The sequence below is a fragment of the Sphingomonas sp. Leaf21 genome, assembly GCF_916858675.1.
Taxonomy (GTDB): domain Bacteria; phylum Pseudomonadota; class Alphaproteobacteria; order Sphingomonadales; family Sphingomonadaceae; genus Sphingomonas.
This window is the reverse complement of the sequence record NZ_CAKASM010000006.1, coordinates 51,892-75,296: the sequence shown is the minus strand read 5'-3', so window position 1 is coordinate 75,296 and position 23,405 is coordinate 51,892. Positions and strand designations below refer to the sequence as shown.

The window sequence follows — 23,405 nt, the reverse complement described above, 5'->3', positions numbered from 1 at the left end:
CCAAATCCTCCCCATCTCCGATGGGGAGGGGGACCGCCCGGCGAAGCCGGGTGGTGGAGGGGTTGGCCCCACGCCCGATCGGCGCGACCGAGTGAGTTTGGCGGGCGGCCATGCCCCTCCACCACCGCTTCGCGGCGGTCCCCCTCCCCAAGCTTGGCTTGGGGAGGAATAAGGTAACCCAAATCCTCCCCATCTCCGATGGGGAGGGGGACCGCCCGGCGAAGCCGGGTGGTGGAGGGGCTGGCCCCACGCCCGATCGGCGCGACCGAGTAAGCTTGGCGGGCGGCCATGCCCCTCCACCACCGCTTCGCGGCGGTCCCCCTCCCCAAGCATGGCTTGGGGAGGAGCAGGGTGACCCAAATCCTCCCCATCTCCGATGGGGAGGGGGACCGCCCGGCAAAGCCGGGTGGTGGAGGGGCGCCCCCCTCGCCCGATCTACTGGGCCTCGCGATGATTGGTGACCTTGCCATAGATCGGCTTGGCCACCGTCGTCAGCTTGTCGCCGGCATCCCCGGTCAGGTCGAAGAACAGGATGCGGTTCGCCCCCGCCTTCAACCAGGGCGCGGGGGTATAGAGCGTATGGACCGGCCCGATCCCCCAGAAACGACCCAGATTATGGTCGTTCAGCCATAGCTGTCCCTTATGCGCGCCGCGCATGTCGAGATAGGTGTCGCCGGGCTTGGAGACCGTCATCTCCGCCTCGTAGAAACAGGGCCCGGTGCAGGGCTTGGCCGACAGCTTCAGCCTAGCCAGATCGTCCATCGGCAGGCGGAACATCTGCCAGTCGCTCAGCGACCGCCCCGCCAGCGTCACCGCACCCGTCAGGCCGGTCTGCTCGGTGCGAATGGCGTGCGAGTAGTTCACGCGACCGGTATTCTCGACCAGGATGTCGACCACCATCGGCTTGACGCGCGCAGGCAGCTCGATCGTCTCCTGATCCAGCCGCCGGTCGAGCGTACCGACCAGGGCCTTGTCCATATAGACCTGGGCATAGCTGTGCATACCCTTCAGCGTCAGCGGCGCCGCCGCACCCGCAGGCACGGTGACGCGGTAGAGGACATAGCCGTAATTCTGGTCGAGTTCCTCGAACGTCCTGGGCTGTGCGGCGCGCACGGGGGGCGGCAGATTGTCCCATAGCGACGCGCTGCGCCGCACCGCCGAGACCGGGAAGGTCGTCGCCACGGTGGCGGCAGGTGTCGGCGCGGCGGGCTTGCCGGTCACCTCGGCGATGGCGGCGGCGATCAGCCCGTATTTGTACCTCGGATTGCCCGCCTCATCGATCGGCGCGTCATAGTCATAGCTGGTCGTGTCGGGATGGTAATCCTTGCCGGTGTGCGAATCCGCGCCGTTCATCCAGCCGAAGGTGGTGCCGCCATGCACCATGTAGAGCGAGATCGAGTAGCCGCGCTTGAGCATATAGGCCATTTCCTCGGCCTCTTTCCTGCCGTCGGTCTCGTGGTGCTCCTCGCCCCATTTGTCGAACCAGCCCGCCCAATATTCGCCGACCATGCGCAGGCCATCGGGGCGATAGGCCTCCAGCTTGGCGACCGAGCTTTGCGCGCCGCCCGAACCGAAATTCACGACCGAGGGCAGATTGGGCAGCGAACCCTTGGCGAGGTCCCCGCCCTGGTTCGAGGTGAACAGGATCCCGTCGGCGAACCCGGCACGCTTGTAGCTCGCCTCCAGCCCGCGCAGATAGGCCTGATCGTCTCCGAACGCGCCATATTCGTTCTCGAGCTGCACCGCGACGATCGGGCCGCCATTCTTCAGGAGCAGCGGCTTCACCTCCTGCCCGAGCCGCATCAGCCAGCGATCGACGGCGGCGGTATATTTGGGATCGGTCGATCGCAGCACCAGCTTGCGATCCTTGAGCAGCCATGCCGGATAGCCACCCAATTCCCATTCGGCGCAGACATAGGGACCAGGCCGCAGGATCACGTCCAGCCCCTCGGCCTGCGCGTCGCGGATGAAGGCCACGATATCGTTCTGCCCGCTGAAATCGTACACGCCGGGGCGCGGTTCATGCGCGTTCCAGAAGGCGTAGGTGGTGATGGTGTTGAGCCCCATCGCCTTGGCCTTGCGCAGCCGGTCGCGCCAATAGGCCCTCGGAATGCGCACATAATGCATCTCGCCGGAGATCACCTGATGCGGCTGGCCGTTGCGCAGGAAGCCCTTGCCCTCGACCGAGAAGCTTCGCGCGGGGCCGTCATTGGCGGTCGGGGTCTGCGCGCCGAGCGGCGACAGCGCCGTCGCCGCCAGAACTCCGCCGATGATCGCTGATCGAACCAGTCGCGTCACGTCACTCTCCCGCAATGCTCGTGGGGCGCCATGTGTCGGACGAATACGTCCGGCCCCTCCCGATGCGCCATCGGTGCCATGGGCGCGCGGCTTCGTCAAATTGTCTGACCATTGCATTCACATTTTGATACGCGCCGCGACGGTCAGTCCCAGGGGGATGGGGCCGGCGTGATAAACGATCGTGCCCTTGCCGGGCCGCGATGAAGGCACACCAAAGCCATTGCTCCGCCCTCGCGCCGCCGCCATGACTGATTCATGCGCCGCCTGCTTGCCCCGTTCAGCCGTCCGGTCCCGACGCTGCTTGCCCTGCTGATCGCGGCGCAGGCGCTGTTCTGCTGGCGACTGACCACGCCGCACATGCTGGTATTCGACGAGATCCATTATGTCCCCGCCGCCCGGACGCTGCTGGCGCTGGATGGGCCGGTGAATATCGAGCACCCGTTGCTCGGCAAGATCCTGATCGCGCTGGGCATGATGATCTTCGGTGACGATCCGCTCGGCTGGCGGGCATTGTCGACGGTCGCGGGGACGGCGATCGTCGGGGGCGTGTTCGCGATCGTCTGGTTGATGACGCGGCGCACCCGCGCGGCGGGGATCGGCGGGCTCCTGACCCTCGTCAATTTCATGGTGCTGATCCAGGCGCGGATCGCGATGCTCGACGGCTTCATGGCGGCGTTCGTCGTGCTGGCGGTCGCCGCGATGGGCTGGGCGATGCGGGGCAGCGTCGTGCAGAGCCGGTGGCGCTGGACGCTGGGTGCGGTGCTGCTGGGCCTGGCGGCGGGCGTCAAATGGGCGGCGGTGCCCTATCTCGGCTATGCGGCGATCGGTTTCGTCCTGATGAAGCGCGCCGACTCGAGCCGCTGGCCGGGCCTGAGCTGGTGGTCGGCCTGGGGGCTGCTCGGACTGGCGGCCGGGCTTGCCTATGCGGCGACCTTCGCCCCCGCCTTCTTCTATGCGCGTGAGCCGATGACGTGGGCGAACCTCCTGCCCTTCCAGGCGGAGATGTATGCGCGCCAGACGCAGATCCTGCCGCCGCACACCTATCAGTCGACCTGGTGGAGCTGGCCGGTGATCGGGCGGCCGATCTGGTATTTCTACGAGGTCGCCGATGGAGCGCAGCGCGGCATCTTCCTGCTCGGCAATCCGGCGGTGATGTGGGGCGGACTGGTCGCGGTGGCGGCGTGCGCGCTTGCCTGGCTGCGGACCAGAGACATCAGGCTGGGGTTCGCGGCGGCCTTGTGGATCGGGGGCTTCGCGGTCTGGGCGATCATTCCGAAGTCATTGGGCTTCTATTATTATTACTTTCTGCCCGCGATCTGGCTGTCGGTCGCGCTGGCGGTGGCGATCGACCGGTGGCGGGCGGCGATGCGCGATTGGGACGAGGCCTATCTGGTCGCGGCGCTGTGCCTGTTCGCCTATTTCTATCCGATCCTGACCGCGGGGGCGCTGGCGGGCCCCAGGTCGTTCCTGCGCTGGGCCTGGTTCGCGGACTGGCGGTAACGCGTCGCGCGGCCTTGGACGTCGCCCAGGCTTAACAGGTTCCGGGTCGGACGTCCGTTCGCACTGGGAGAAGGCGAAGGGCACGTACCACGCTCAATACCGCCCCCAGACGAACCGCGACGACAGCGCATAATTCCACACCGCGCCGATCAGCACCCCGATCAGCGCCGAGACCGCCCACTCATTGGCCCGCGCATCGTGGAGGAAGGCGGCCACCCCGACATTGGCGATCGCCCCGACCGAGCAGACCAGGCAGAACGACACCCATCCATCGAGCAGCGGCCGGAACCCCCGCAGTCGCCGGTCGCGATAGGTCAGCGCGTTGTTGAGGAAGAAGTTGACGGTCATCGCGGCGGCGACCGCGACGATCTGTCCGGCCAGGAAGCTCGTCCCGAGCAGGACGAACAACAGGCTGAGCACCGCCATGTGCACGCCCACGCCCAGCACCCCGATCGCCGAGAACATCGCGAAGCGCACCGGCACCACCTTGCCGAAGCGCCGGTCGTACAGGGCGATCAGATATTCCATCGCCACGACATGATCGAGCTTCGACTCGCCCTCGGTCCGCAGCCGGAAGACATAGGGCATCTCGGCGGCGCGAAGCGGGCGTGGCGAGGCGCTCATCAGGTCGAGCAGGATCTTGAACCCGATCCCCGACAGATGCGGCACCGTATCGCGCGCCACTTGCGTGCGGACCATGAAGAAACCGCTCATCGGGTCGGACAGGTTCACGTTCAGCACCCGCTGCGACAGCCGGGTCGCGAAGGCCGACTTCGCCACGCGGTCGCGGTCCCAGTCGCCGGTCCCGCCGCCCTCGACGAACCGCGATCCGACGACGAGGTCGAGCCCGGGCTCCGCCTGCAACCGGTCGAGCATCTTCGGGAGCAGCGTCTCGTCATGCTGCAAATCGCCGTCGATCACCGCGACCATGGGTGCAGCGGTGGCGCACATCCCCTCGATACAGGCCGAGGACAGGCCGCGTCGCCCGATCCGTTGGATGACACGCACGCGCGGATCGGCGCGACCCAGCTCGCGTGCGGCGTCCGCCGTGCCGTCGGGGCTGTTGTCGTCGACGAAGATCGCTTCCCACCGCCGCCCGGCCAGCGCCTGGTCGAGCTTGGCGATGAGCACGGGCACATTGGCGCGCTCGTTGAAGGTCGGGATGACGACCGCGAGTTCGAGGAGCGCGCCCATGCGCGTCAGAGGCGCTCTAGGATCGCGTCGGCCATGGCGCGCGTCGACAGGCTGCCGCCCAGATCGCCGGTCCGCGCGCCATCGCGGATCGCACCCGCCACCGCCGCGTCGATCCGATCGGCCGCTTGCGGCTGGCCCAGCGAGTGGCGCAGCATCATCGCGGAGGACAGGATCGCGGCACAGGGGTTCGCCTTGCCTTGACCCGCGATATCGGGGGCCGAACCATGGATCGGCTCGTAGAGTCCCTTGCCCGTCGCACCCAGCGCCGCCGAGGGCAGCATCCCGATCGAGCCCGCGCACATCGATGCCTGGTCCGACAGGATGTCGCCGAAGAGATTGCCGGTCAGGATCACGTCGAACTGGCCCGGATCGCGCACCAGCTGCATCGCGCAATTGTCGACATACATATGCTCGAGCGCGACGTCCGGATAGTCCTTCGCCACCTCGATCACCACGTCGCGCCAAAGCTGCGAGGTTTCGAGCACATTGGCCTTGTCCACCGACAGCAATCGGCGGCGGCGGCGCATCGCGGTCTCGAACCCGACGCGGGCGATGCGCGCCACTTCCTCTTCGTCGTAAGCCATCAGGTCATGGCCTTCGCGCAAACCGGCTTCGGTGGTGCCGCGCCCCTTGGCGCCGAAATAGACGTCGCCGGTCAGCTCGCGCACGATCACCATGTCGATGCGGCGGGCGATGTCGGGGCGCAGCGAGCTGGCATCCTCCAGCCCCTCGAACAGCCGGGCGGGGCGCAGGTTCGCAAACAGGCCGAACGCCTTGCGTAGACCCAGGATCGCCTGTTCGGGCCGATGCGCGCGTTCCAGATTGTCGAAGCGCGGATCGCCGACCGCGCCGAACAGCAGCGCGTCGGCACGCTCCGCCACGTCCAGCGTTTCGGGCGGCAGCGGATGCCCGGCCGCCTCATAGGCCGCGCCGCCGACCCTGGCCTCCTCGAAGGTCAGGCCGAGGTCCAGCGCCTCCAGCACGCGCCGCGCCTCCGCCGTCACTTCCGGGCCGATGCCGTCACCGGCGAGGATCGCGATCAATGCCATGGCTGGCCCCTTCTTGCCTATGTTCGGAGCGCCCTTTGCCTTGAGGGGTCAGATCACGCAACCGCCCTTTTGAACCGGTCGAACAGCCGCGCGCGGGCGGGCATGGGATCGTGCCGCAACCCGACCAGGATATCGCGCGCCAGGAAATGCGCGGTGATCCGCCCGGCGGCGAATATGTCGGGCCAGTCGCCCAGGCCGCCCTGGCGCAGGAAGGCGGGGAGCGCGAACAGCCGCGCCTCATAGCCGAACGCCGCCCCCGCCGACACCGCCGCCCCGCTCTTCGGGCTAACAAAGGCGAGATCGTCGGTCACGCCGGTCACCGTGCACCGCTCGAGATCGAGCCCGAACCCCAACTGCCCCAGCAGCAGCAGCTCATAGCGAACCAGCGCGCCCGCCCATCCCCGGGCGGAAGGCGCGGACTCGATCGCCGTCAGCACCGCGTCGAGCGCGTCGTAGAGAATGGGATAGGGCTGCTCCTCCGGCAGGGCGGCGGCGGTCAGCGCGCACAGCCACTCGATACCGGCGGCGGCCAGTGGCTCGCCATGCAAACCCGCACGGCTATGCCCCGGCTCGATGGTCAGCGCCGCAAGCTGCTCCACGGTTCGCGCCCGCCACTCGCCGATGATCGCATTTCCGGGTTGCAGGACGGGCCGCAAAGCCCGCGACCGCCCGCCCCGGACATAACCGGGCTGCACCCCATCGTCGCGGGTCAAACCCCGCACGATCGCCCCATGCTCGCCATGCGGCCGGACCGACAGAATGATGGCGGGGGCGACCCGGTGCATGATGGGGATGTAGGGGGGAACGGGGCGGGACGCCATGGTGCGCAGGTGCCCGCCAATATTATGGCCGATTTTAAGATACTTGATCTCGATGCGAGGTTGACCAGCCCTCGCCAATTTCCAAGCTGATCCTCAAGGCGAGATAAATCTGCCAATCCATACCACTAACAGATTGCAAACGCCGATTATTCATACTTATTGAAAATCCATCATATTTTACGAATACGCGACATATTCGATCCAGAAATGAATTATCATATTTATTTCTATTTTATAGAATCATCATGTATATTATAAGAGGCTACATAGAACGTCTAAAGATTACAGATTTAGCGTCATATAGCATACCGATCTACGGTATTGAGCTATTATCGGAATTTATGTTTGGTCCGAAGGAGTTCCAGAATATGACCTAGGTATGATTGCAATGAGCAGCAGCACTGGGTGCGGACTTTTGCCCAGTTTCTCTGATAACTCATTCGGCGGCCGGTAAGATGGGTAGAGATATACGTCGATTTACAATGATTTCCGCAATCATCGGTGTAGTTTCGCTCTTATTCTGGGGCTGGTACTCGTTATCGCATGATAAAGATCCGGTCAGGTCGAGCGGTATAAATGTGGTAAAAGTCGACCATGGCACGATGAAAAATGAGAGGGTCAAATATAAAACCGATGATGATCCAAATACATCATTGGCGATAGGCGACCAGCTCCAGATCGATGCCATTCGACGTTACAGAGCCATGCTGAATGAAGCATCCGGCGGCAGGGGCTTGGGCGCCTTCATAGTTGCCGATCGAGATGAAAGAAGTGCCGAAAATATAAGGAACGCACTTCGATCTGTGCAGCCAATATCACGGCAGGAAGCCAAGGCGTTCGACCTTGCCGGAAAGCCCGGAGGAATAGACCTCAAAAGTGGCAATGCTTTGGGTTCGGATCGTTCATTCTCGATCAAGCCCGCAAATTTAAACGCCACCTCAATAGAAAAAGCGACGTTTACGGGATATATTCCGGGCGGCACCTACGTGAATGCGTCGGAGAAATCGAACAATCCCTTATTGAACAGCTTGATTGACTCCGAAGATGCCAGCGATGGTTGGACAGGGATATCGCGCGTATTTGACAACGTCCCAGGTTTAGGAAGAGTAATCTTGGAGGAGTCTGACATTAGGGCAGGCGGAGGCGTGGCGACGATCCCTCAAAGTTCGATAAACCATAAAGCCGGAGATTACCCAGCGACTCTCGGACGAATGCAGGACGAATTCGGCGTTGGATACACCATGATACGGTGGATTGAGTCCGACAGGTATTTGATGGAAATCAGAGCTCGAACAAACGATCAATCGTCCATCAATGCACTTTCGAATCTGGCAAACGATATTGCCAACAGACGGAAATAATTATCTCTGTCATTTGCCATTATAGTTGATGCAGCACATCTCCGTTCCCGCCACCATCACCGTGCCTGAATAAAGTGAATCAGGACAAAAGGTCGCCAGTGGCGATGTCAGTCGATGATATTCGAGACCGCGATGTGGCTGGACGGCTTTGCCCTAATGCCTTCACGCCTCCATCTGCCACGTAAGCTGCGCTATGCCGCAGAAGGCCGGAAACTACCGGAACCCCTTCTCGATTGGTCGTTCCCGAGCGAGTGCCTCGGAGATCCGGAAACGGCAAAAAGGGTGAAGGAAGGCTGGCCGACGCCAAAGGCTCTCCCCCTCACCGGCTATGATAAAAGTCGTAAACCTGCTGCGCCACCGCCTGGCTGACGCCCGGCGCCTTCCGCAGATCCTCCAGGCTGGCGTTGCGCACCGCGCGTCCCGTGCCGAAGTGCATCAACAACGCCTTCTTCCGCGCCGGGCCGATGCCCGGCACTTCGTCCAGCGGGCTCGCACCCATCGCCTTGGCGCGCTTGTCGCGGTGCGCGCCGATCACGAAGCGGTGGACCTCGTCGCGTAGGCGCTGGAGGTAGAATAGCAGCGGCGCGCCCACCGGCAGCATCCGTTCGCTGCCGTCCATCATGTGGAAGACCTCGCGCCCCTCGCGGCCGTGATGCGGGCCCTTTGCGACGCCGACGAGACAGACATCCTCGATGCCCAGATCCTCCAGCACCGCCCTGGCCGCGTTGAGCTGGCCGCGCCCGCCATCGATCAGCACCAGGTCAGGCCAGGTCGCGTCGTCGCGGTCAGGATTCTCCTCCAACTGGCGGGCGAAGCGACGGCGGAAGACCTCGCGCATCATGCCGAAATCGTCGTTGGTCGCCGCCTCGTTCCCCTTGATGTTGAACTTGCGATACTGGCCCTTCTGGAAACCCTCCGGCCCCGCCACGACCATCGCGCCCAGCGCATTGGTGCCCTGGATATGGCTGTTGTCGTACACCTCGATCCGCTGCGGCGGGTCGGACAGGTCGAAGAAGTCGGCGACTTCGCGCAGCAATTTGGCCTGGGTCGTCGACTCGGCCAGCCGCCGGTCGAGCGCCTCGACCGCGTTGCGCTTCGCCTGGTCGAGCAGGCGGCGGCGGTCGCCACGCTGCGGAACGGTCAGTTGCACTTTATAGCCCGCGCGTTCGCCCAGCGCTTCGGTCAGCAACGCGCCCTCGGGCAATTCGCGGTCGAGCAGGATCGTTTTGGCGGGCGGCACCTCCTCGTAGAATTGACTGAGGAAGCTGGTCAGCACCTCATCCTCGGGTACGTCGGTGGTATGCGCGGGGAAGAAGCTGCGATGCCCCCAATTCTGGCCACCGCGGATGAAGAAGGCCTGGATGCCCATCACTCCCTCGCGACAGGCCAGCGCGAAGATGTCGGCGTCGCCCACGCCTTCCGCGTTGATCGCCTGCGTCCCCTGGATGAAGGTCAGCGCCTTGAGTCGGTCGCGCAGGATCGCGGCGAGTTCGAAGTCCATCGCCTCCGCCGCCGCCTGCATCTGCGCGCCGAGCTTGGCCTGGACCTGGGTCGACTTGCCGCCGAGGAAGGTCTTGGCGTCGGCGACCAGCTCCGCATAGCCCGCCGCGTCGATCCGTCCGACACAGGGCGCCGAGCAACGCTTGATCTGGTAGAGCAGGCACGGCCGGTCGCGCCCCTTGAAGAAGCTGTCCGTGCAGGAGCGGAGCAGGAACAGCTTTTGCAGCGCGTTCAGCGTGTTGTTGACGCTGCCCGCGCTGGCGAAGGGGCCGTAGTAATTGCCGACCGCGCGCCTGGCGCCGCGATGCTTCTGCACGCGCGGAAATTCGTGATCGGCGCGCAGCAGGATGAACGGAAAGCTCTTGTCGTCGCGCAGCAGCACGTTGAACGCCGGGCGGTAGCGCTTGATGAGCTGCGCCTCGAGCAGCAGCGCCTCGGCCTCGTTGTTCGTCGTGACGATGGTCATCGACCGCGTCTGGCCGACCATGCGCTGGAGCCGCTTGGGAAGGCGTTCGACCTGGGTATAGTTGGCGACGCGGTTCTTCAGCGCGCGCGCCTTGCCGATGTAGAGAACGTCGCCGCGCGCATCCTGCATCCGGTACACGCCCGGCCGCAGCGGCAGCGTCGCCAGCACGTTGCGGATCGCCGCCACCCCGGCCTTGAGATCGGGCGCGTCGGCACCGCGCAGGGTGAAGGTGGACTTTTCTTCGTTGAAGCGGTCGACGGGAGGCTCTGACATCGTGCCCGATTTAGGGGCGCGGGGCGCGGATCGCCAGTGCGTCCCCCCAATTCCTCCCCATCTCCGATGGGGAGGGGGACCATGCGCAGCATGGTGGAGGGGCATGCTCCCGTACGCGCCGCGACACCCCTCCGTCAGGGCTGACGCTGTGCCACCTCCCCTTTCACGGGAGGAATGGACTTACCCCTGCGCGAAGAGCTTCGTGCCCATCACGCCGATCACGGTCAGGACCATGAAGCCTGCCTGGATCGGCGCGATCTTGTCGCCGAATACGATGGCGCCGCCGATCACCACACCGACCGCGCCCAGCCCCGTCCACACGGCATAGGCCGTGCCTGCGGGAAGCCCCCGCATCGCGAGCGCCAGCAGGCCCATGTTCACGAAGCTGAGGATGATCGGCACGCTCGACGCCTGCCAGGTGGCGACGGTCGCCGCCCATTTCAGGCTCAGCGCCCAACAGATTTCGGTAATCACGGCAATACCCAGAATGACCCATGCCATCGGAGTGGCTCCTTGGTAACGGGCTCGGAAAATGGGCATCGGCGCCGGAAACCCGGAAGAGACGGCGATGCGGGTCCGCCTTGGCGGCGGGCTATGAGGTGGGGGCTTGCCCCTCCACCACCGGGCGTTGCCCGGCGGTCCCCCTCCCCAAGCGAGCTTGGGGAGGAATAGATGAACCCCGTCCTTCGTTCAGGCGCGGGGGAAGGGATTCCCCTGGGCTTCGACGTCGTTCAGCGTGAACGGAGAACGGGAAAAGCCCCAAAACGACCGAACCGCGCCTCGGCTTTCCGAAGCGCGGTCCAGTTCCCGGCATGGGAGCCGATCAGTTCGGGCGACCGAGCCCCGAGATCGTGCGGTCGATCATCGCGCGGTCCGCGTCGGCCGAATGATGCTCGGCGATCAGCAGGCCGGCCGCCTTGGCGGCGGCTTCGGCCGCGCGCGCGCGAACCTCGGCCAGCGCGGTGCGCTCGGCGGCGGCGATCTTGTCCTCGGCCATCTTGGCGCGACGCTCCATCAGCGCCTCGGCATCGGCCTTGGCCTTGCTGAGGAACTGACCCGCCTCGTGCTGCGCCTGGACGCGCATCGCCTCGGCATCGGCATGGGCGGCCTTCGCCTTGGCCTCATATTCGGCCTTCAGCGCCTCGGCTTCCTGACGCAGCTTGGTGGCTTCGTCGAGCTGGGCGCGGATCGCCGCGATCTTCTGGTCGAGCGAGCGGCCGATCATCGTCGGCACCTTCTTGACCAGCATACCGATCAGCACGACCAGCGCGGCAAGCGCCACCCATCCGGTCGAGTCGAAACCCAGCGCGGTCGGGCTGGCGGCATGTTCGGCTTCCGCCGGCGCCACCGTGTTGCCGGTCAGGCCATCGCCCTCGCGGATCGGCTTCTGCGTCATGCCCTCGGCCGAAGCGGCGTCGGCCAGGTTCTGTGCGACCTGCGCATCGGCGTTGGTCAACGCGCCGCCTGCGGAATGATTAGCCATGCGCGCTCACCTTTCGCACCGCGTCCGCCGCCGCATCCTCGCCCACATGGACGCCGGACAGCTTGGCGACGAGATCGCGCGCGGCGTCGGCCGCCACGGTCTGAAGATTGGCCATCGCCTCTGCCTTGGCATTGGCGATCGCGAGGTCGTGATGGCCCAGCCGCTCGGCCAGGTCGGCATCGGCCGCCTTGACCTGCGCCTCGAACGCCTGGGTCGCACGCGACTTGGCCGCGCCGGTTTCCGCCATGGCGGCGGCCCGGGCCGCGTCCATCTCGGCACGCCATGCCGCCTCGACCCGGTCGGCCTCGGCACGCGCGGCCTCCGCCGCCGCCAGATCGCCGGCGATACGGGCTTCGCGAGCGTCGACGGTCGCCTGAATCTTGGGCACCATCCCACGACCGACCACGAAATAGAGCAGGCCGAAGGTGATCAGGAGCCAGAAGATCTGCGACGCATAGGTCGCACTGATCTGTGCTATCTGGGGCATGGAGTCCTCGTTGCCATATCAACCGGGCGACACAAGCGCCGCCCGGCCGATCAGAATTATCAGGCGACGAACACCAGGATGATCATCGTCACGAAGGCGAGCAGGCCCAGAAGCTCGGCACCGGCGAAACCGATGAAGAGGCGGCCCTGCTGGCTGTCCGCCGCACCCGGATTGCGCAGCGCGCCTTCGAGGAACTTGGCGAACACGTTGCCCACGCCGAGCGAGGCGATGCCCATGCCGATAGCGGCCAGACCGGCACCGATCAGCTTCGCGGCTTCTGCGTCCATTTCAATCACTCCAGTTCAAAAAAGGGTCGTTCGGGTATTCAAGTCGGCGGCGCGTCCGCCCGCCCGGTCCGGCCGTGCCGGATCAGTGCAGGTTGACGGCGTCGTTCAGATAGACCGAGGTCAGCAGCGCGAAGACATAGGCCTGGATCGCGGCAACCAGCAGTTCGAGAAGGGTGATGCCGATCATCAGCAGGAAGCTCGGCAGCGTGATGAGCGCGGCATAGCCGGGGCCCATGTTGATGCCGTTGATGACGAAGGCGGCGAGAACCTTCAGCAGGATGTGCCCCGCGGTCATCGCGACGAACAGTCGCAGACCCAGCGAGAAGGGGCGCACCAGGAAGCTCATCAGCTCGACCACGAAGATCAGCGGGATCATCAGCTTGGGCGTGCCGTGCGGCACGAACAGCGCGAAGAAGTGGAAGCCGTGACGACCGAAGCCGACGATCAGCACGATCGCGAACGAGATCACGGCGAGCACGCCGGTGACCGTCAGGTGGCTGGTCACGGTGAAGGGATGGACACCCGGCACCACACCGAAGGGCAGCAGGCCCAGGATGTTGGCGAACAGGATGAACATGAACAGCGAGAAGACGTAGGGCAGGAAGCGCTTGCCCTCGGGCCCGATATTCGACGTCAGCATCGAATTGACGAAGCCGGTGAAACCCTCGACCGCCGCCTGCCAGCGACCGGGCACCAGATCGCGCTTCATGCCGCCGATCATGAAGATCCACAGCGCGACCAGCGTCGCCACCATCCACAGAGCGGAGTTGGTGAAGGAAAGGTCGTAGCCGCCGACCACCCAATGCCGACCGAGCACCGGCTCGATCAGGAACTGGTGCATCGGATCAATCTTGCCGCCCGATTCTGCCGCCACGCTGCTTCGTTCCCACATATGACGAACGCCCGGTTACTCCGGGCGCTCACCAGAAATCCGAATGATCTGCCTGAACGCCACGCCGATCCCCAGGAACAGCATCACGATCAGGGCCCAGGGTGCGGTGCCGAACCAGCGGTCGAAGAGCCAGCCGATCAACGCACTGCCGACAAGACTTCCGATCAGCGCGGAGATGACGCGGCTGCCCTGGGAATAACCCCTGTCGGCATCCACCTTCACCCCCTGCCGCGATGTTTCGTCCGCTCTCGCCTTGGCCAGTCGCTGATCCAGCGCGGCCAGACGCGGATCGTCCGCATCGCCAAAGTCCTGTCCGGGTTCCCTCTCCGCCACGCAGCCACCCTCACCTGTTTTCGTCACCGAAGGGGAGAATGCGCGCGAACGGCGAGCGACCCCGCCAAGGCGAGGCCCGTTTAGAAAGCGTGTCCCGCCAAGTCAACCGCTTGGGGTCCGGGTTGTGACAGAAGTGTTAAGGCTTGTGTCTGGAAGGTGACAGAGTGGTCTCCGCCCCTGTCCGGCTTCTCCCCTCCCGCAGGCGGCAGGGCTCCCTCTTCTTCTCCCCTCCCGCAGGCGGGTGGGGCTCCTTCTTCTTCTCCCCTCCCGCAGGCGGGAGGGGCTCCTTCTTCTTCTCCCCTCCCGCAGGCGGGAGGGGCTGGGGGAGGGCTGGCGCTGTCCACGAGCGATGCCGCCTGTTGCTGGAAGGATCCCGGTCCGATCCTCAGGCGGGTCGCTCTGTCACGACCCGGGTCCCCTCCCCCAACCCCTCCCGCCTGCGGGAGGGGAGTTAGGAGAAGAACGCCTTACACGCAGGCCGGGGCGCGTTCGGGCGCGGCGCCGGTGCGCGTCTTCCACACCCCTTCGGGCGTCTTGTACTTCTCACCGCTCGCGGTCTGCGCGATCAGGTTGCAGCCGCTGGTGAAGGCCATCTGCTCGACCGTCGCGCCGCTCGCCTGCGCCTTTTGCGTATAGGCGGCCTTGCGCTGGATGTTGATGCTGTTGACCAGCGTGCGGAGTTCGGGCGTGGCGGCGCCGACGATGCCCAGATAGCCGTCGGGCTGCTCGCCGACCTGGCCCGCGGCGCGCGCGGCGGCATAGGCCGGATCGCGCTGCGCCATCGCCATCCCCGACACGCCGAGCAGCGCGACCGCGCCGAGCGCCAGGATCACCGATTTCGTCTTCATGGTCAGAATATCCCCGGATTCTGCTGGATCAGCGATTTGGCCTCGCCATCCAGGCGATATACCACTTCCTGCGTCACATTGATGTTCAGATTGATCTCGATCGGCTTGTCGGGCGCGGAAATGTTCACGCATCCCCCGCTCATCGCCAAAAGCGCGACCGGCATCCATCGTGCTCCACCCAAGATCGGCATCCTGTCCAGCATTTTCAATCCTGTTACGCTCATGGCACGGTCTCGCTTGCGGAAGGCTGAATAGGCGGATTGGCGGGCGGCGCGGCGCGCTTGTTCTGCTCCTCGAGCAGCGCGGGCAGGTTGCGCTGGATCAGGCGGCGCGGGTCGTAGAAGGACTGCGCCGAATCGAGCAATCCCCGGAAGGGCGCCTTGATCCGCACGTTGAAGACGAAGGGCAGCTTCTGCAGCCGCCGGATCAGGAAATTGGTCTTCGCGCCCTTGCCCTGGCTGATCCCGGCGAAGCGAACATCCGTCACCATCTCGCCCGCCAGCGGGCCGTTCATGTCGATCCGCAAGCTGCGATAGTTGAGCGAGCGCAGCGCCCCGAAGGCGAGATTGCCCCACAGGCCCAGATCCTTCTGGCTGATCTCCCCCAGATAGGCGATGCTGCCGCCGCCCGGCCGCACGATCAGCCGCCCGCCCTCGATCCGGCCGCCGCGCTCGTCGAAGATCATCGGCAGCGTCCCGTCGAAGACGCCGGTGGCGTTGAGATTCTGGAAGTCGAACTGGAGCAGGAACTGGTCGGCGGCGGCGCCCTCGACATGGAAGGTCATGCGCCGCTCCACCGGCTGCGAAAAGTCGAGCAGCGTCGGATCGAGGCTCAGCGTACCGCCCGCAAAGGGCCAGCGCCCGCTCTCCACCTTCACCCGCGCGCCCGACAGCGTCTGGTAGCGGACGACGCCGTTCGTCACCTGGATGCCGGGATTGATCGTGCGGATCGTCGCGACCTGCCCCGGCGCGCTCTCCAGCGCGAGCAGATCGGTGAAGCGAATCGTGCCCGCGATGCCGCTGACCGGGCCGAGCGCGGCGGCGAGATCGACGCCATCGGTCCCGAACTGGCCGTTCGAACGCACGCCATCGCCATCCCAGTCGATCCGGCCGTTGCCGCTGATCCTGCCCCGGACATCCTCGATCACGCCCTTGGTCACCGGGGTCAGCAATTCGGGCTGGAAGTCCTTGGTGAAGGTGATTCCCGGCACCGCCAGGTCGACGCTGCCCACCGCACGATCGAGCGCGTGGCGAAGGGTCACATCGGCGACCTTCACCGACTTGGTAGGCTCGAACAGCTGTCCCGCGGCGTCGATCCGGTTGCCCGCCAGCGTCAGTGCGACGTCTCGCGCGGCCATCGGCAGGAAGCGCGGCGAGTCGGCACGCGCATCACGCACCTGCAACCCGCCCTGGAGCGACAGCGTCCCGCCCGCCAGCCGCCAGTCGCCCACCGCCTCGCCGAGGAGCAGCGGGATCTGGCCGATCTGCCCCGAACCATTCTCGAACCGCCCGGCGATCCCGTCGCCGGTGATCCGCCCGGTGAGACTGGCCGCATCGATGCGGGTCGGCGATTCGGGGCGGCCGATCCGGCTCTCCACCCCGGTCAGCGCGAAGCTGCGGTCGGCCAGCGCGAAGCGGGTGGTCGCCGCCGATACGGTCAGCGGGCTGCTGCCGATTCGTCCGGTGAGCTGCGTCGGCCCCAGACGGAGGCCGCCGCCGACCCGGTTGCCGTCGATCCGAACCAGCGCGCCGTCCAGCGGGCACAATCGCGCCGCCACCCGCGCCAGCCGCAGCGCCGACAGCGTCAGCCGGTCCATCACCAAAGGTTGGCAATCGGGATTGACCCGCAGGCCCCGGCCGCCGTCCCAGCGCGCCGCGATCGGCAGTACCAGCCCGTCGATCCGCCCCCCGCTGATCGGTCCCGACAGCGACAGCCGCGTGGTGATCGCGGTGTCGCCATTGGCGGCCGCCTGGAACCGCACCCGGTCGAGTGCCAGCGCGGCGTCGCCCGCCCGGTAGCGGGCCATTTCCGCCGTGCCGCGAATCGGGGCTCCGGGTGCCGCCTGGCGCAGGGTCGCGCGGATCGCGGGCAGCCCGCCGCCACCGGTCGCGAGATCGGTGTCGATCCGCACGCCACCGGCATCGTAGACCAGCCCCGTCGCACCGCGAAACGCCACCCGCCCGCCGCTGTCCGAGGCGAGCGACAGGCTCGGCACGCGGACCGACAGGCCCGTGGCGTGCGGCCCGCTCTGCCGATCGAGCGCCACTCGCATATCGGCGGCGAAGCGGCGACTGCCCCGCGTCGCCGCGTCGAGTATCGCGCCGACCACCGGCCCGACCGGTGTGGCGGCGGTCGCGGCACGCCAGCCCTCAGTCCGGGCGAGCAACGTCGGGGACAATCGCGCGCCGCCGAGTCGAACCCGCCCGTCGAAGCGCGTCGCCCGCCCGACCAGATATCGCCCGTCGATCACCCCGCGCTCGGCTTGCCCGGCCTTCGCGGCGAGCCCTCGCGCGGTCAGCGCCAGTCGACCGCTGGTCGCCGCCGCGTCGCCGGAGAAGTCGATCGTTCCATCGAGCGCACTTGCCGCGACCGAGGGATGGCGCACCGCACCGCTCTTGAGCGTGGCGCGCCCCTGCCACCGGTCGAGCGCGGCGGCCAGCGTGACATCGACCCGTGCCGACAGGCTTCGCGCCGACACTTCACCGCAGTTCAGTCCATCCAGCATGACCGGCCCGGACAGCGTCGGCCGCTCACGCACGATCCGAACGCGGAGCGGCGCGCGGAGCCCGGTCGCGACGCACGACCCTTGCGACAGGCGCGGCGCGACCGCGCCCAGCCGTCCGGTGAAGCCGTCGCTCAATATCCCCTGCCCCGACAGGCTCAACCCGACCACGCCCTGCGGCGTGTCGAGCCGGATCCCGCCGTCCTGCACCACCACGTCGAGCGCGGGCAGTGCGAAGGGCTTGCCCGAAGGAGGCCCCATCAGACGGTCGAGCGAACCGAGCGTGACCCGGCCGTCGACCAGCCGTCCGCGAAGCCGCACGCGCCCGGCCCGCACGCCCGTCACGACCGGACCGGACAGGCCGATGCGGGTCCGCGTCTCCAGCCAGTCGGCGACCAGATCGGGGTGCGCCGGATCGCCGATCACGACATTGGTCAGCCGCTGCCGCCCCAGCCCCAGATCGGCGATCTTGTAGCGGGCGGGGACGCCGCGCCGGGCCAGCGCACGATCGATCGCATCGCCGGCAAGCGACTTGCGCGCGATCCATAGAGCAACGAGCGCCACCAGCAGGACCAGCGCGATCGCAATCAATATGGTCTGGAGCCGACGGAAGCGCCGCTTGGGGCTCAGGCGCGCTTCGACGGTCTCGTTCGCGCCCTCCACCCCGATGCCACTCCTTCCACCTGGCGACCGTCATAGCCGCGCGGTCGCGCCGCACGCAATCGCACGAAGCCTGGCGACAGTTCCCGTCGACCGGCCTATGCTGCCCGACCGGGGGGAAGCGACATGGGTGACAGGGCGCGGGAGCCGGACCGGACCGACGATCATGCCGGGCATCGCGCGCGATTGCGCGACCGGTTGCTGACAGGCGGCGGATTGCTCGATCATGAACTGCTCGAATATCTGTTGATGACCGCCATCCCGCGACGCGACACCAAGCCGATCGCGAAGGCGCTGCTCCGCGAGTTCCACGATATCGGCGGAGTCCTGACTGCCGACCCGATCGCGCTGCAACGGGTCGATGGGGTGGGCGAAACCGCGGCGGCGACGCTGAAGATCGCGCAGGCCTGCGCGCTGCGGTTGACCCAGGCGGCGGCGGCGCGGCGGCCGGTCCTGGCCAATTGGCAGGCGCTGCTCGACTATCTTCATGCCGATATGGCGCATCACGGCGTCGAACGCTTCCGCGTCCTTCACCTCAACACGCGCAACATGCTCATTCAAGACGAATTGATGGGCAAAGGCTCGATCGATCAGGCCCCGGTCTATATCCGCGAGGTGATTCGGCGCGCGCTGGATCTGGGGTCGGCGGCCCTGATCCTCGTCCATAATCATCCGAGCGGCGATCCCTCGCCCAGCCGCGCCGATATCGATGTCACCCGCGCCATCGCGGAGGCCGGACGCAATCTGGGGATCACGGTGCACGACCATTTGATCGTCGGTACGTCGGGGCACGTCAGCCTGCGAGCGCAGGGGTTGATCTGACCCGCCGGGCCGCATGTCGGACCGGTCCCAAATCGGACGCCGCGGCCTGCGATCGCGACTTGCCGGGACCATGCGGCTCGCGCATCACCGGGGTCATGTTCGATGCGATCCGCCAGTTGCCCGGCCTGAGCCTCGCGCTTCGCGCGGTCGACCGGCTGTCGCGCGAGCGGCGAATGGCACGGCATCTGCGCGCGGCGCGCGCGATCGCCTCGACGCCGCCGATCCTCCCCAGCCATGACGGGGTGATAATCTTTTCGATGATCGGCACCGCGACGTTGCTGCCCTATCTGGTCGCGGTGAAGTCCTTCCGCCATCATCTGGGCATGGGGCGGATCGTCATCCTCGACGATGGCAGCCTGACCGAGGACGACGAGCGGACGCTCGCGCATCATTGCGGATCGCCGCGCATCTTGCGGATCGCCGATGTGGACACGGGCCTTTGTCCGCAGGGCGGCACCTGGGAAAGGCTGCTGACCGTCCTCGACCTTCGCGCCGAGGATTATGTCATCCAGCTCGATTCGGATACGGTGACGCTGGGCGACGTGGCCGAGGTGCGCGCCGCGATCGCCGCCAATGACAGCTTCCTGTTCCTGGGCGGTCCGGATGCCGAGGAACGGGGGATCGAGCCGCTTCCCGACTATGTCGCCCATCGCTATCCGAACGGCCCGGTGGACGAGCCGGCGCATATGCAGATCCTCGTCGAATCGCGCCTTGTCGGCCTCCCGGATGCCGATCGGCGTCTTTACGTCCGCGGCTGTGCCGGTTTCGCCGGTTTCGCGCGCGGAGGGCCGAGCGGACGCGCCGAGGCGACACGCTTCTCGACGGCGGCGACCCGGTTGGTCGGCGATACGATATGGTGGCGCTGGGGCAGCGAGCAGGTCACCTCCAACGTCCTCCTGGCCAATGAGCCCGGCGCACGGCTGCTACCCTATCACCGCTATTGCAACTATTGGCTGCAGCGCGTGACCGGCGACGAGCGGCTGGTCCATTTCGTCGGCACGCACCGCTATTCGGACGCCACCTATCGCCGGATGACCGTGCGGGCGATCGAGCAACTGACCCCGTAAGCCTGTGCCTCGCGCGTCGCCGGTGCTAGGGGCCGTCGCCGGAAACGCGAACGAGGAATACGACATGCAGGTCTGGGCCGGGCTGGGCAATCCGGGGCCGCAATATGCGATGCACCGCCACAATGTCGGTTTCATGGCGATGGACGCCATCGCCGAGGTGCATGATTTCGGCCCCGTCAAGAAGCAGTTCCAGGGCTGGACACAGGAGGGGCGCATCGGCGGGCAGAAGATCCTGCTGCTGAAACCCGCGACCTTCATGAACGAAAGCGGGCGGAGCGTCGGCGACGCGCTGCGCTTCTACAAGCTGGGGGTGGAGGCGCTGACGGTGTTCCACGACGAGCTCGACATCGCGCCCTTCCGCGTCAAGGTGAAGACCGGCGGCGGCACGGCGGGGCATAACGGCCTGCGCTCGATCGACCAGCATCTGGGCCCCGACTTCCGCCGCGTGCGGCTGGGCATCGGCCATCCGGGGCATAAGGACCGGGTGACCGGCCATGTGCTGGGCAATTACGCCAAGGCGGAGATCGAGCCGCTGTCGGACCTGCTCGGCGCGCTGGCCGCCGAAGCGCACTGGCTGGCGGAGGGCGACGATGTGCGCTTCGCCAACGATGTCGCGCTCCGGCTGGGGGACCCGGCATGAGCGTGCGGCGGCTGTTCGCCTCGCTCCTCTACGAAGGCAAGCTCGACGATGCCGATCTGCTCGAGGAGATCGAACAGAGCTGCTGGGCGCTGGCGGAGGACGACCGGGCCGGGCGGCGCTGGTCGAAGGAGCATGGCTATCGCGGCTATACCAGCTACGCCTCGCTCGACGACCTGCCGGTCCGCGATCCGGTCTTTGCCGACCTGCGCAAGAAGCTCGACCGCCACGTCGCGCGCTTCGCCGAGGAGTGCGCGTTCGACCTGGGCGGCCGCAAGCTCAAGCTCGACAGCCTGTGGGTCAACGTCCTCAAGCCCGGCGGGCATCATTCGGCGCATATCCATCCGCATTCGGTCGTCTCGGGCACGCTATACGTCGCCATGCCGCAGGGTTCGGGCGCGCTGAAGCTGGAGGATCCTCGCCTGCCGATGCTGATGGCCGCGCCGCCCCGGCGCCCCGACGCGCCCGACGATCTCGCCACCTTCGCCACCGCGACGCCCGAGCCGGGCACCGTGCTGCTCTGGGAAAGCTGGCTGCGGCACGAGGTGGTTCCCAACGGTGCCAAGGGCGAGCGGATCAGCGTCAGCTTCAATTACCGCTGATCCCATCGATCCGGCTGCGACGACCTGCGCCGCACCGGCGACAAGGCGAAAAGTTCCTTCGGTTCGTCGCACGCATGGAGCGTTTGGCCGACGGGATATCGTGCCGTTAACGGGCTTTGGGTAAGGGCTCGTCCGAACGCACCTCCATCCCGGACGCTTACACCGATGCTCGAAATCACCGTCTTCACCTTTGGCATGCTGGCGAGCTTCGTGCTGTCGGGACTCGGCCGGAACAAGAAGGCGCAGCGCGCCAATCCGCCGATGCTGCGGTACATGGGTCTGGTGCTGATGGGCTTTTCCACCGCGCTCGGCCTGCTGCTGCTCGGCTGGGCCGCCGCGATGATGGTCGGGATCGCCTGACCCCTCCCCGTTCAGCCCGGGCGAGCCTGTTCCCTTGGCCGTCGACTTCGCTCAGGCCGAACGGAGCGAAGCCGTGGCGCACGCCCCCCCGGACCATCGGTTGAGAAATCACGCCATCGCCGCTAGAGGGACGCTTTCCCCTTGATCCACAGGATACGCGACGCATGGGTTTCCGCTGCGGCATCGTCGGCCTGCCGAATGTCGGCAAGTCCACCCTCTTCAACGCGCTGACCGAAACGGCGGCGGCGCAGGCCGCCAATTATCCGTTCTGCACGATCGAGCCCAATGTCGGCAACGTCGCGGTCCCCGATCCGCGCCTGTACAAGCTGGCCGAGGTCGCCGGGTCGGCCAAGATCATCGAGACCCAGCTCGCCTTCGTCGACATCGCCGGTCTGGTACGCGGCGCGTCCAAGGGCGAAGGACTGGGCAACCAGTTCCTCGGCAATATCCGCGAGGTGGACGCGATCGTCCATGTCCTTCGCTGCTTCGAGGATGGCGACGTGACCCATGTCGAGGGCAAGGTCGACCCCATCGCCGACGCCGAGACGGTCGAGACGGAGCTGATGCTGTCCGACCTGGAAAGCCTGGAAAAGCGCGTTCCCGCCTTCGTCAAAAAGGGTCAGCAGGGCGACAAGGAGGCCAAGATCGCGGCCTCGGTGCTCGGCCAGACGCTCGAATTGCTGCGCGAGGGCAAGCCCGCACGCCTGACCAAGCCGAAGGATGACGAGGAAGCGCGGGTCTTCGCGCAGGCGCAGCTGCTGACCGCCAAGCCCGTCCTCTATGTCTGCAACGTCGAGGAAGCGAACGCGTCGGCCGGCAACGCCCATTCGCAGGCGGTCTTCGCCAAGGCCGCTGCCGAGGGAGCGCAGGCGGTGGTGGTGTCGGCGGCGATCGAAGCCGATATCGCGACCATGCCGGTCGAGGATCGTGCCGAATTCCTGTCCGAGCTGGGCCTGGCCGAAACCGGCCTGGCGCGCGTGATCCGTGCCGGATATGCGCTGCTCGACCTGCTGACCTTCTTCACCGTCGGGCCGAAGGAGGCGCGTGCCTGGACCGTGCATCGCGGTGCCAAGGCGCCGAACGCGGCTGGCGAGATCCATAGCGACTTCGAGCGCGGCTTCATTCGCGCCGAAACCATCGCCTATGACGATTATGTCGCCTACAAGGGTGAGGCCGGTGCGCGCGACGCGGGCAAGCTGCGCTCGGAAGGCAAGGAATATGTCGTGCAGGACGGCGACGTGATGCTGTTCCGCTTCAACGTCTGATCCATCATGCGCCGGTCGGTCGTGGATGGGCCGGCGCATGGGTCTTTAAACGACGACCCGTCCACGCTACCTGATCGCCATGATCCAGGTTAGTCCGATCCGCCGCATCATCTATAGCAGCACGGCCGTAACCGACGACAGCCGCGCCGATCATCTTGCGATCCTGGGCGTTTCGCGGCGAAACAACGGCATGGACGGTATTTCCGGCATTCTCTGGATCGAGCAGGGCCGCTATCTGCAGTTGCTCGAGGGGCCGGCCGACAGCGTGACCGACGCTTTCGAACGGATCCGGCGCGACCCGCGTCATACCGATATCGCCGTCCTCGACGACCGCATGACCGATGCGACCGCGTTCGGCGAATGGGCGATGGCCGGGCTTCCCGGCGATGGCCCCAGCGATGCGAAGGCGCGCCTCCGCCACCTGTTGCGCAACAGCGACGCCGAGATCAGGCGCTTTTTCCCGCTCCATTAAGGCCCT

The 23,405-nt window shown here is 66.3% G+C and carries 23 protein-coding genes; 9 read left to right on the top strand and 14 right to left on the bottom strand.

What is annotated here, in order from left to right; genetic code table 11:
- Window positions 1-435: 435 nt before the first annotated feature.
- Window positions 436-2,298, bottom strand: coding sequence for a glycoside hydrolase family 35 protein (locus LRP66_RS07705; RefSeq protein WP_230481911.1), 1,863 nt, complete (start codon window positions 2,296-2,298; stop codon window positions 436-438).
- 255 nt (window positions 2,299-2,553) lie between these two features.
- On the opposite strand from LRP66_RS07705, the gene LRP66_RS07700 reads away from it, so the two are divergent.
- Window positions 2,554-3,798, top strand: coding sequence for a phospholipid carrier-dependent glycosyltransferase (locus tag LRP66_RS07700; RefSeq protein ID WP_230481910.1), 1,245 nt, complete (start codon window positions 2,554-2,556; stop codon window positions 3,796-3,798).
- A 93-nt stretch (window positions 3,799-3,891) separates the two neighbouring features.
- Here LRP66_RS07700 and LRP66_RS07695 read toward each other — a convergent pair whose 3' ends face one another.
- Genes LRP66_RS07695 through recO form a run of 3 tightly spaced genes read right to left on the bottom strand, consistent with a single transcriptional unit; the run spans window position 3,892 to window position 6,826 of the window.
- Window positions 3,892-4,992 carry a glycosyltransferase family 2 protein gene (locus LRP66_RS07695; protein ID WP_230481909.1) on the bottom strand — a complete coding sequence of 367 codons (1,101 nt, stop codon included), beginning with the start codon at window positions 4,990-4,992 and terminating at the stop codon, window positions 3,892-3,894.
- A 5-nt stretch (window positions 4,993-4,997) separates the two neighbouring features.
- Complete coding sequence (gene leuB / locus LRP66_RS07690) at window positions 4,998-6,041, bottom strand: 3-isopropylmalate dehydrogenase (RefSeq protein WP_230481908.1); 1,044 nt, start codon at window positions 6,039-6,041, stop codon at window positions 4,998-5,000.
- 53 nt (window positions 6,042-6,094) lie between these two features.
- A complete protein-coding gene (gene recO / locus LRP66_RS07685; RefSeq protein WP_230481907.1) occupies window positions 6,095-6,826 on the bottom strand; it encodes a DNA repair protein RecO in 732 nt (243 codons plus the stop codon).
- 518 nt (window positions 6,827-7,344) lie between these two features.
- On the opposite strand from recO, the gene LRP66_RS07680 reads away from it, so the two are divergent.
- On the top strand, window positions 7,345-8,223 hold the full coding sequence (locus tag LRP66_RS07680) for a hypothetical protein (RefSeq protein ID WP_230481906.1): 879 nt from the start codon (window positions 7,345-7,347) through the stop codon (window positions 8,221-8,223).
- 319 nt (window positions 8,224-8,542) lie between these two features.
- Here the strand turns inward: LRP66_RS07680 and uvrC are convergent, their stop codons facing one another.
- From uvrC to LRP66_RS07630, 10 genes are all read right to left on the bottom strand, one after another.
- A complete protein-coding gene (uvrC, locus tag LRP66_RS07675; protein WP_230481905.1) occupies window positions 8,543-10,462 on the bottom strand; it encodes an excinuclease ABC subunit UvrC in 1,920 nt (639 codons plus the stop codon).
- A 180-nt stretch (window positions 10,463-10,642) separates the two neighbouring features.
- Complete coding sequence (locus LRP66_RS07670) at window positions 10,643-10,963, bottom strand: DMT family transporter (protein WP_042484285.1); 321 nt, start codon at window positions 10,961-10,963, stop codon at window positions 10,643-10,645.
- A gap of 322 nt (window positions 10,964-11,285) precedes the next feature.
- Window positions 11,286-11,945 (bottom strand): F0F1 ATP synthase subunit B family protein, encoded by a 660-nt coding sequence (locus LRP66_RS07665; protein WP_230481904.1) that lies wholly within the window; start codon window positions 11,943-11,945, stop codon window positions 11,286-11,288.
- On the bottom strand, window positions 11,938-12,432 hold the full coding sequence (locus tag LRP66_RS07660; protein WP_230481903.1) for a F0F1 ATP synthase subunit B family protein: 495 nt from the start codon (window positions 12,430-12,432) through the stop codon (window positions 11,938-11,940). Before LRP66_RS07660 ends, LRP66_RS07665 begins: the two co-directional genes overlap by 8 nt.
- A gap of 59 nt (window positions 12,433-12,491) precedes the next feature.
- Complete coding sequence (locus LRP66_RS07655) at window positions 12,492-12,719, bottom strand: F0F1 ATP synthase subunit C (RefSeq protein WP_007406947.1); 228 nt, start codon at window positions 12,717-12,719, stop codon at window positions 12,492-12,494.
- Between the two features lie 82 nt (window positions 12,720-12,801).
- On the bottom strand, window positions 12,802-13,593 hold the full coding sequence (locus LRP66_RS07650) for a F0F1 ATP synthase subunit A (protein WP_230481902.1): 792 nt from the start codon (window positions 13,591-13,593) through the stop codon (window positions 12,802-12,804).
- Between the two features lie 33 nt (window positions 13,594-13,626).
- Window positions 13,627-13,944: an AtpZ/AtpI family protein gene (locus tag LRP66_RS07645; protein ID WP_230481901.1), complete on the bottom strand. Its 318-nt coding sequence runs from the start codon at window positions 13,942-13,944 to the stop codon at window positions 13,627-13,629.
- 467 nt (window positions 13,945-14,411) lie between these two features.
- Entirely contained in the window at window positions 14,412-14,792 is a 381-nt protein-coding gene (locus LRP66_RS07640; protein ID WP_230481900.1) for a YdbL family protein, read from the bottom strand.
- A gap of 2 nt (window positions 14,793-14,794) precedes the next feature.
- On the bottom strand, window positions 14,795-14,920 hold the full coding sequence (locus tag LRP66_RS07635; protein WP_329959247.1) for a YnbE family lipoprotein: 126 nt from the start codon (window positions 14,918-14,920) through the stop codon (window positions 14,795-14,797).
- Window positions 14,921-15,012: 92 nt separating this feature from the next.
- Window positions 15,013-18,177 carry a YdbH domain-containing protein gene (locus LRP66_RS07630; protein ID WP_230481899.1) on the bottom strand — a complete coding sequence of 1,055 codons (3,165 nt, stop codon included), beginning with the start codon at window positions 18,175-18,177 and terminating at the stop codon, window positions 15,013-15,015.
- A gap of 123 nt (window positions 18,178-18,300) precedes the next feature.
- Here LRP66_RS07630 and radC point away from each other — a divergent pair, with 123 nt between their 5' ends.
- The 7 genes from radC (at window position 18,301) to LRP66_RS07595 (ending at window position 23,399) form a co-directional block, all read left to right on the top strand.
- On the top strand, window positions 18,301-18,996 hold the full coding sequence (gene radC / locus LRP66_RS07625; protein WP_230481898.1) for a RadC family protein: 696 nt from the start codon (window positions 18,301-18,303) through the stop codon (window positions 18,994-18,996).
- Window positions 18,997-19,055: 59 nt separating this feature from the next.
- On the top strand, window positions 19,056-20,063 hold the full coding sequence (locus LRP66_RS07620; protein WP_230481897.1) for a hypothetical protein: 1,008 nt from the start codon (window positions 19,056-19,058) through the stop codon (window positions 20,061-20,063).
- Window positions 20,064-20,127: 64 nt separating this feature from the next.
- On the top strand, window positions 20,128-20,703 hold the full coding sequence (pth, locus tag LRP66_RS07615; protein WP_230481896.1) for an aminoacyl-tRNA hydrolase: 576 nt from the start codon (window positions 20,128-20,130) through the stop codon (window positions 20,701-20,703).
- Window positions 20,700-21,302, top strand: coding sequence for a TIGR02466 family protein (locus tag LRP66_RS07610; protein ID WP_230481895.1), 603 nt, complete (start codon window positions 20,700-20,702; stop codon window positions 21,300-21,302). Before pth ends, LRP66_RS07610 begins: the two co-directional genes overlap by 4 nt.
- Window positions 21,303-21,467: 165 nt before the next feature.
- Complete coding sequence (locus LRP66_RS07605; protein ID WP_230481894.1) at window positions 21,468-21,662, top strand: hypothetical protein; 195 nt, start codon at window positions 21,468-21,470, stop codon at window positions 21,660-21,662.
- A gap of 164 nt (window positions 21,663-21,826) precedes the next feature.
- A complete protein-coding gene (gene ychF, locus LRP66_RS07600; RefSeq protein WP_230481893.1) occupies window positions 21,827-22,927 on the top strand; it encodes a redox-regulated ATPase YchF in 1,101 nt (366 codons plus the stop codon).
- 79 nt (window positions 22,928-23,006) lie between these two features.
- A complete protein-coding gene (locus LRP66_RS07595; RefSeq protein ID WP_230481892.1) occupies window positions 23,007-23,399 on the top strand; it encodes a BLUF domain-containing protein in 393 nt (130 codons plus the stop codon).
- The last annotated feature ends 6 nt before the right edge of the window (window positions 23,400-23,405 follow it).

Coding starts and splice junctions, on each gene's coding strand:
- LRP66_RS07605 (WP_230481894.1), top strand. CDS start 21,468: ATGCTCGAAATCACCGTCTTCACCTTTGGCATGCTGGCGAGCTTCGTG.
- ychF (WP_230481893.1), top strand. CDS start 21,827: ATGGGTTTCCGCTGCGGCATCGTCGGCCTGCCGAATGTCGGCAAGTCC.
- pth (WP_230481896.1), top strand. CDS start 20,128: ATGCAGGTCTGGGCCGGGCTGGGCAATCCGGGGCCGCAATATGCGATG.
- LRP66_RS07700 (WP_230481910.1), top strand. CDS start 2,554: ATGCGCCGCCTGCTTGCCCCGTTCAGCCGTCCGGTCCCGACGCTGCTT.
- LRP66_RS07655 (WP_007406947.1), bottom strand. CDS start 12,719: ATGGACGCAGAAGCCGCGAAGCTGATCGGTGCCGGTCTGGCCGCTATC.
- radC (WP_230481898.1), top strand. CDS start 18,301: ATGGGTGACAGGGCGCGGGAGCCGGACCGGACCGACGATCATGCCGGG.
- LRP66_RS07680 (WP_230481906.1), top strand. CDS start 7,345: ATGATTTCCGCAATCATCGGTGTAGTTTCGCTCTTATTCTGGGGCTGG.
- LRP66_RS07660 (WP_230481903.1), bottom strand. CDS start 12,432: ATGCCCCAGATAGCACAGATCAGTGCGACCTATGCGTCGCAGATCTTC.
- uvrC (WP_230481905.1), bottom strand. CDS start 10,462: ATGTCAGAGCCTCCCGTCGACCGCTTCAACGAAGAAAAGTCCACCTTC.
- LRP66_RS07670 (WP_042484285.1), bottom strand. CDS start 10,963: ATGGCATGGGTCATTCTGGGTATTGCCGTGATTACCGAAATCTGTTGG.
- recO (WP_230481907.1), bottom strand. CDS start 6,826: ATGCACCGGGTCGCCCCCGCCATCATTCTGTCGGTCCGGCCGCATGGC.
- LRP66_RS07640 (WP_230481900.1), bottom strand. CDS start 14,792: ATGAAGACGAAATCGGTGATCCTGGCGCTCGGCGCGGTCGCGCTGCTC.
- leuB (WP_230481908.1), bottom strand. CDS start 6,041: ATGGCATTGATCGCGATCCTCGCCGGTGACGGCATCGGCCCGGAAGTG.
- LRP66_RS07665 (WP_230481904.1), bottom strand. CDS start 11,945: ATGGCTAATCATTCCGCAGGCGGCGCGTTGACCAACGCCGATGCGCAG.
- LRP66_RS07695 (WP_230481909.1), bottom strand. CDS start 4,992: ATGGGCGCGCTCCTCGAACTCGCGGTCGTCATCCCGACCTTCAACGAG.
- LRP66_RS07595 (WP_230481892.1), top strand. CDS start 23,007: ATGATCCAGGTTAGTCCGATCCGCCGCATCATCTATAGCAGCACGGCC.
- LRP66_RS07610 (WP_230481895.1), top strand. CDS start 20,700: ATGAGCGTGCGGCGGCTGTTCGCCTCGCTCCTCTACGAAGGCAAGCTC.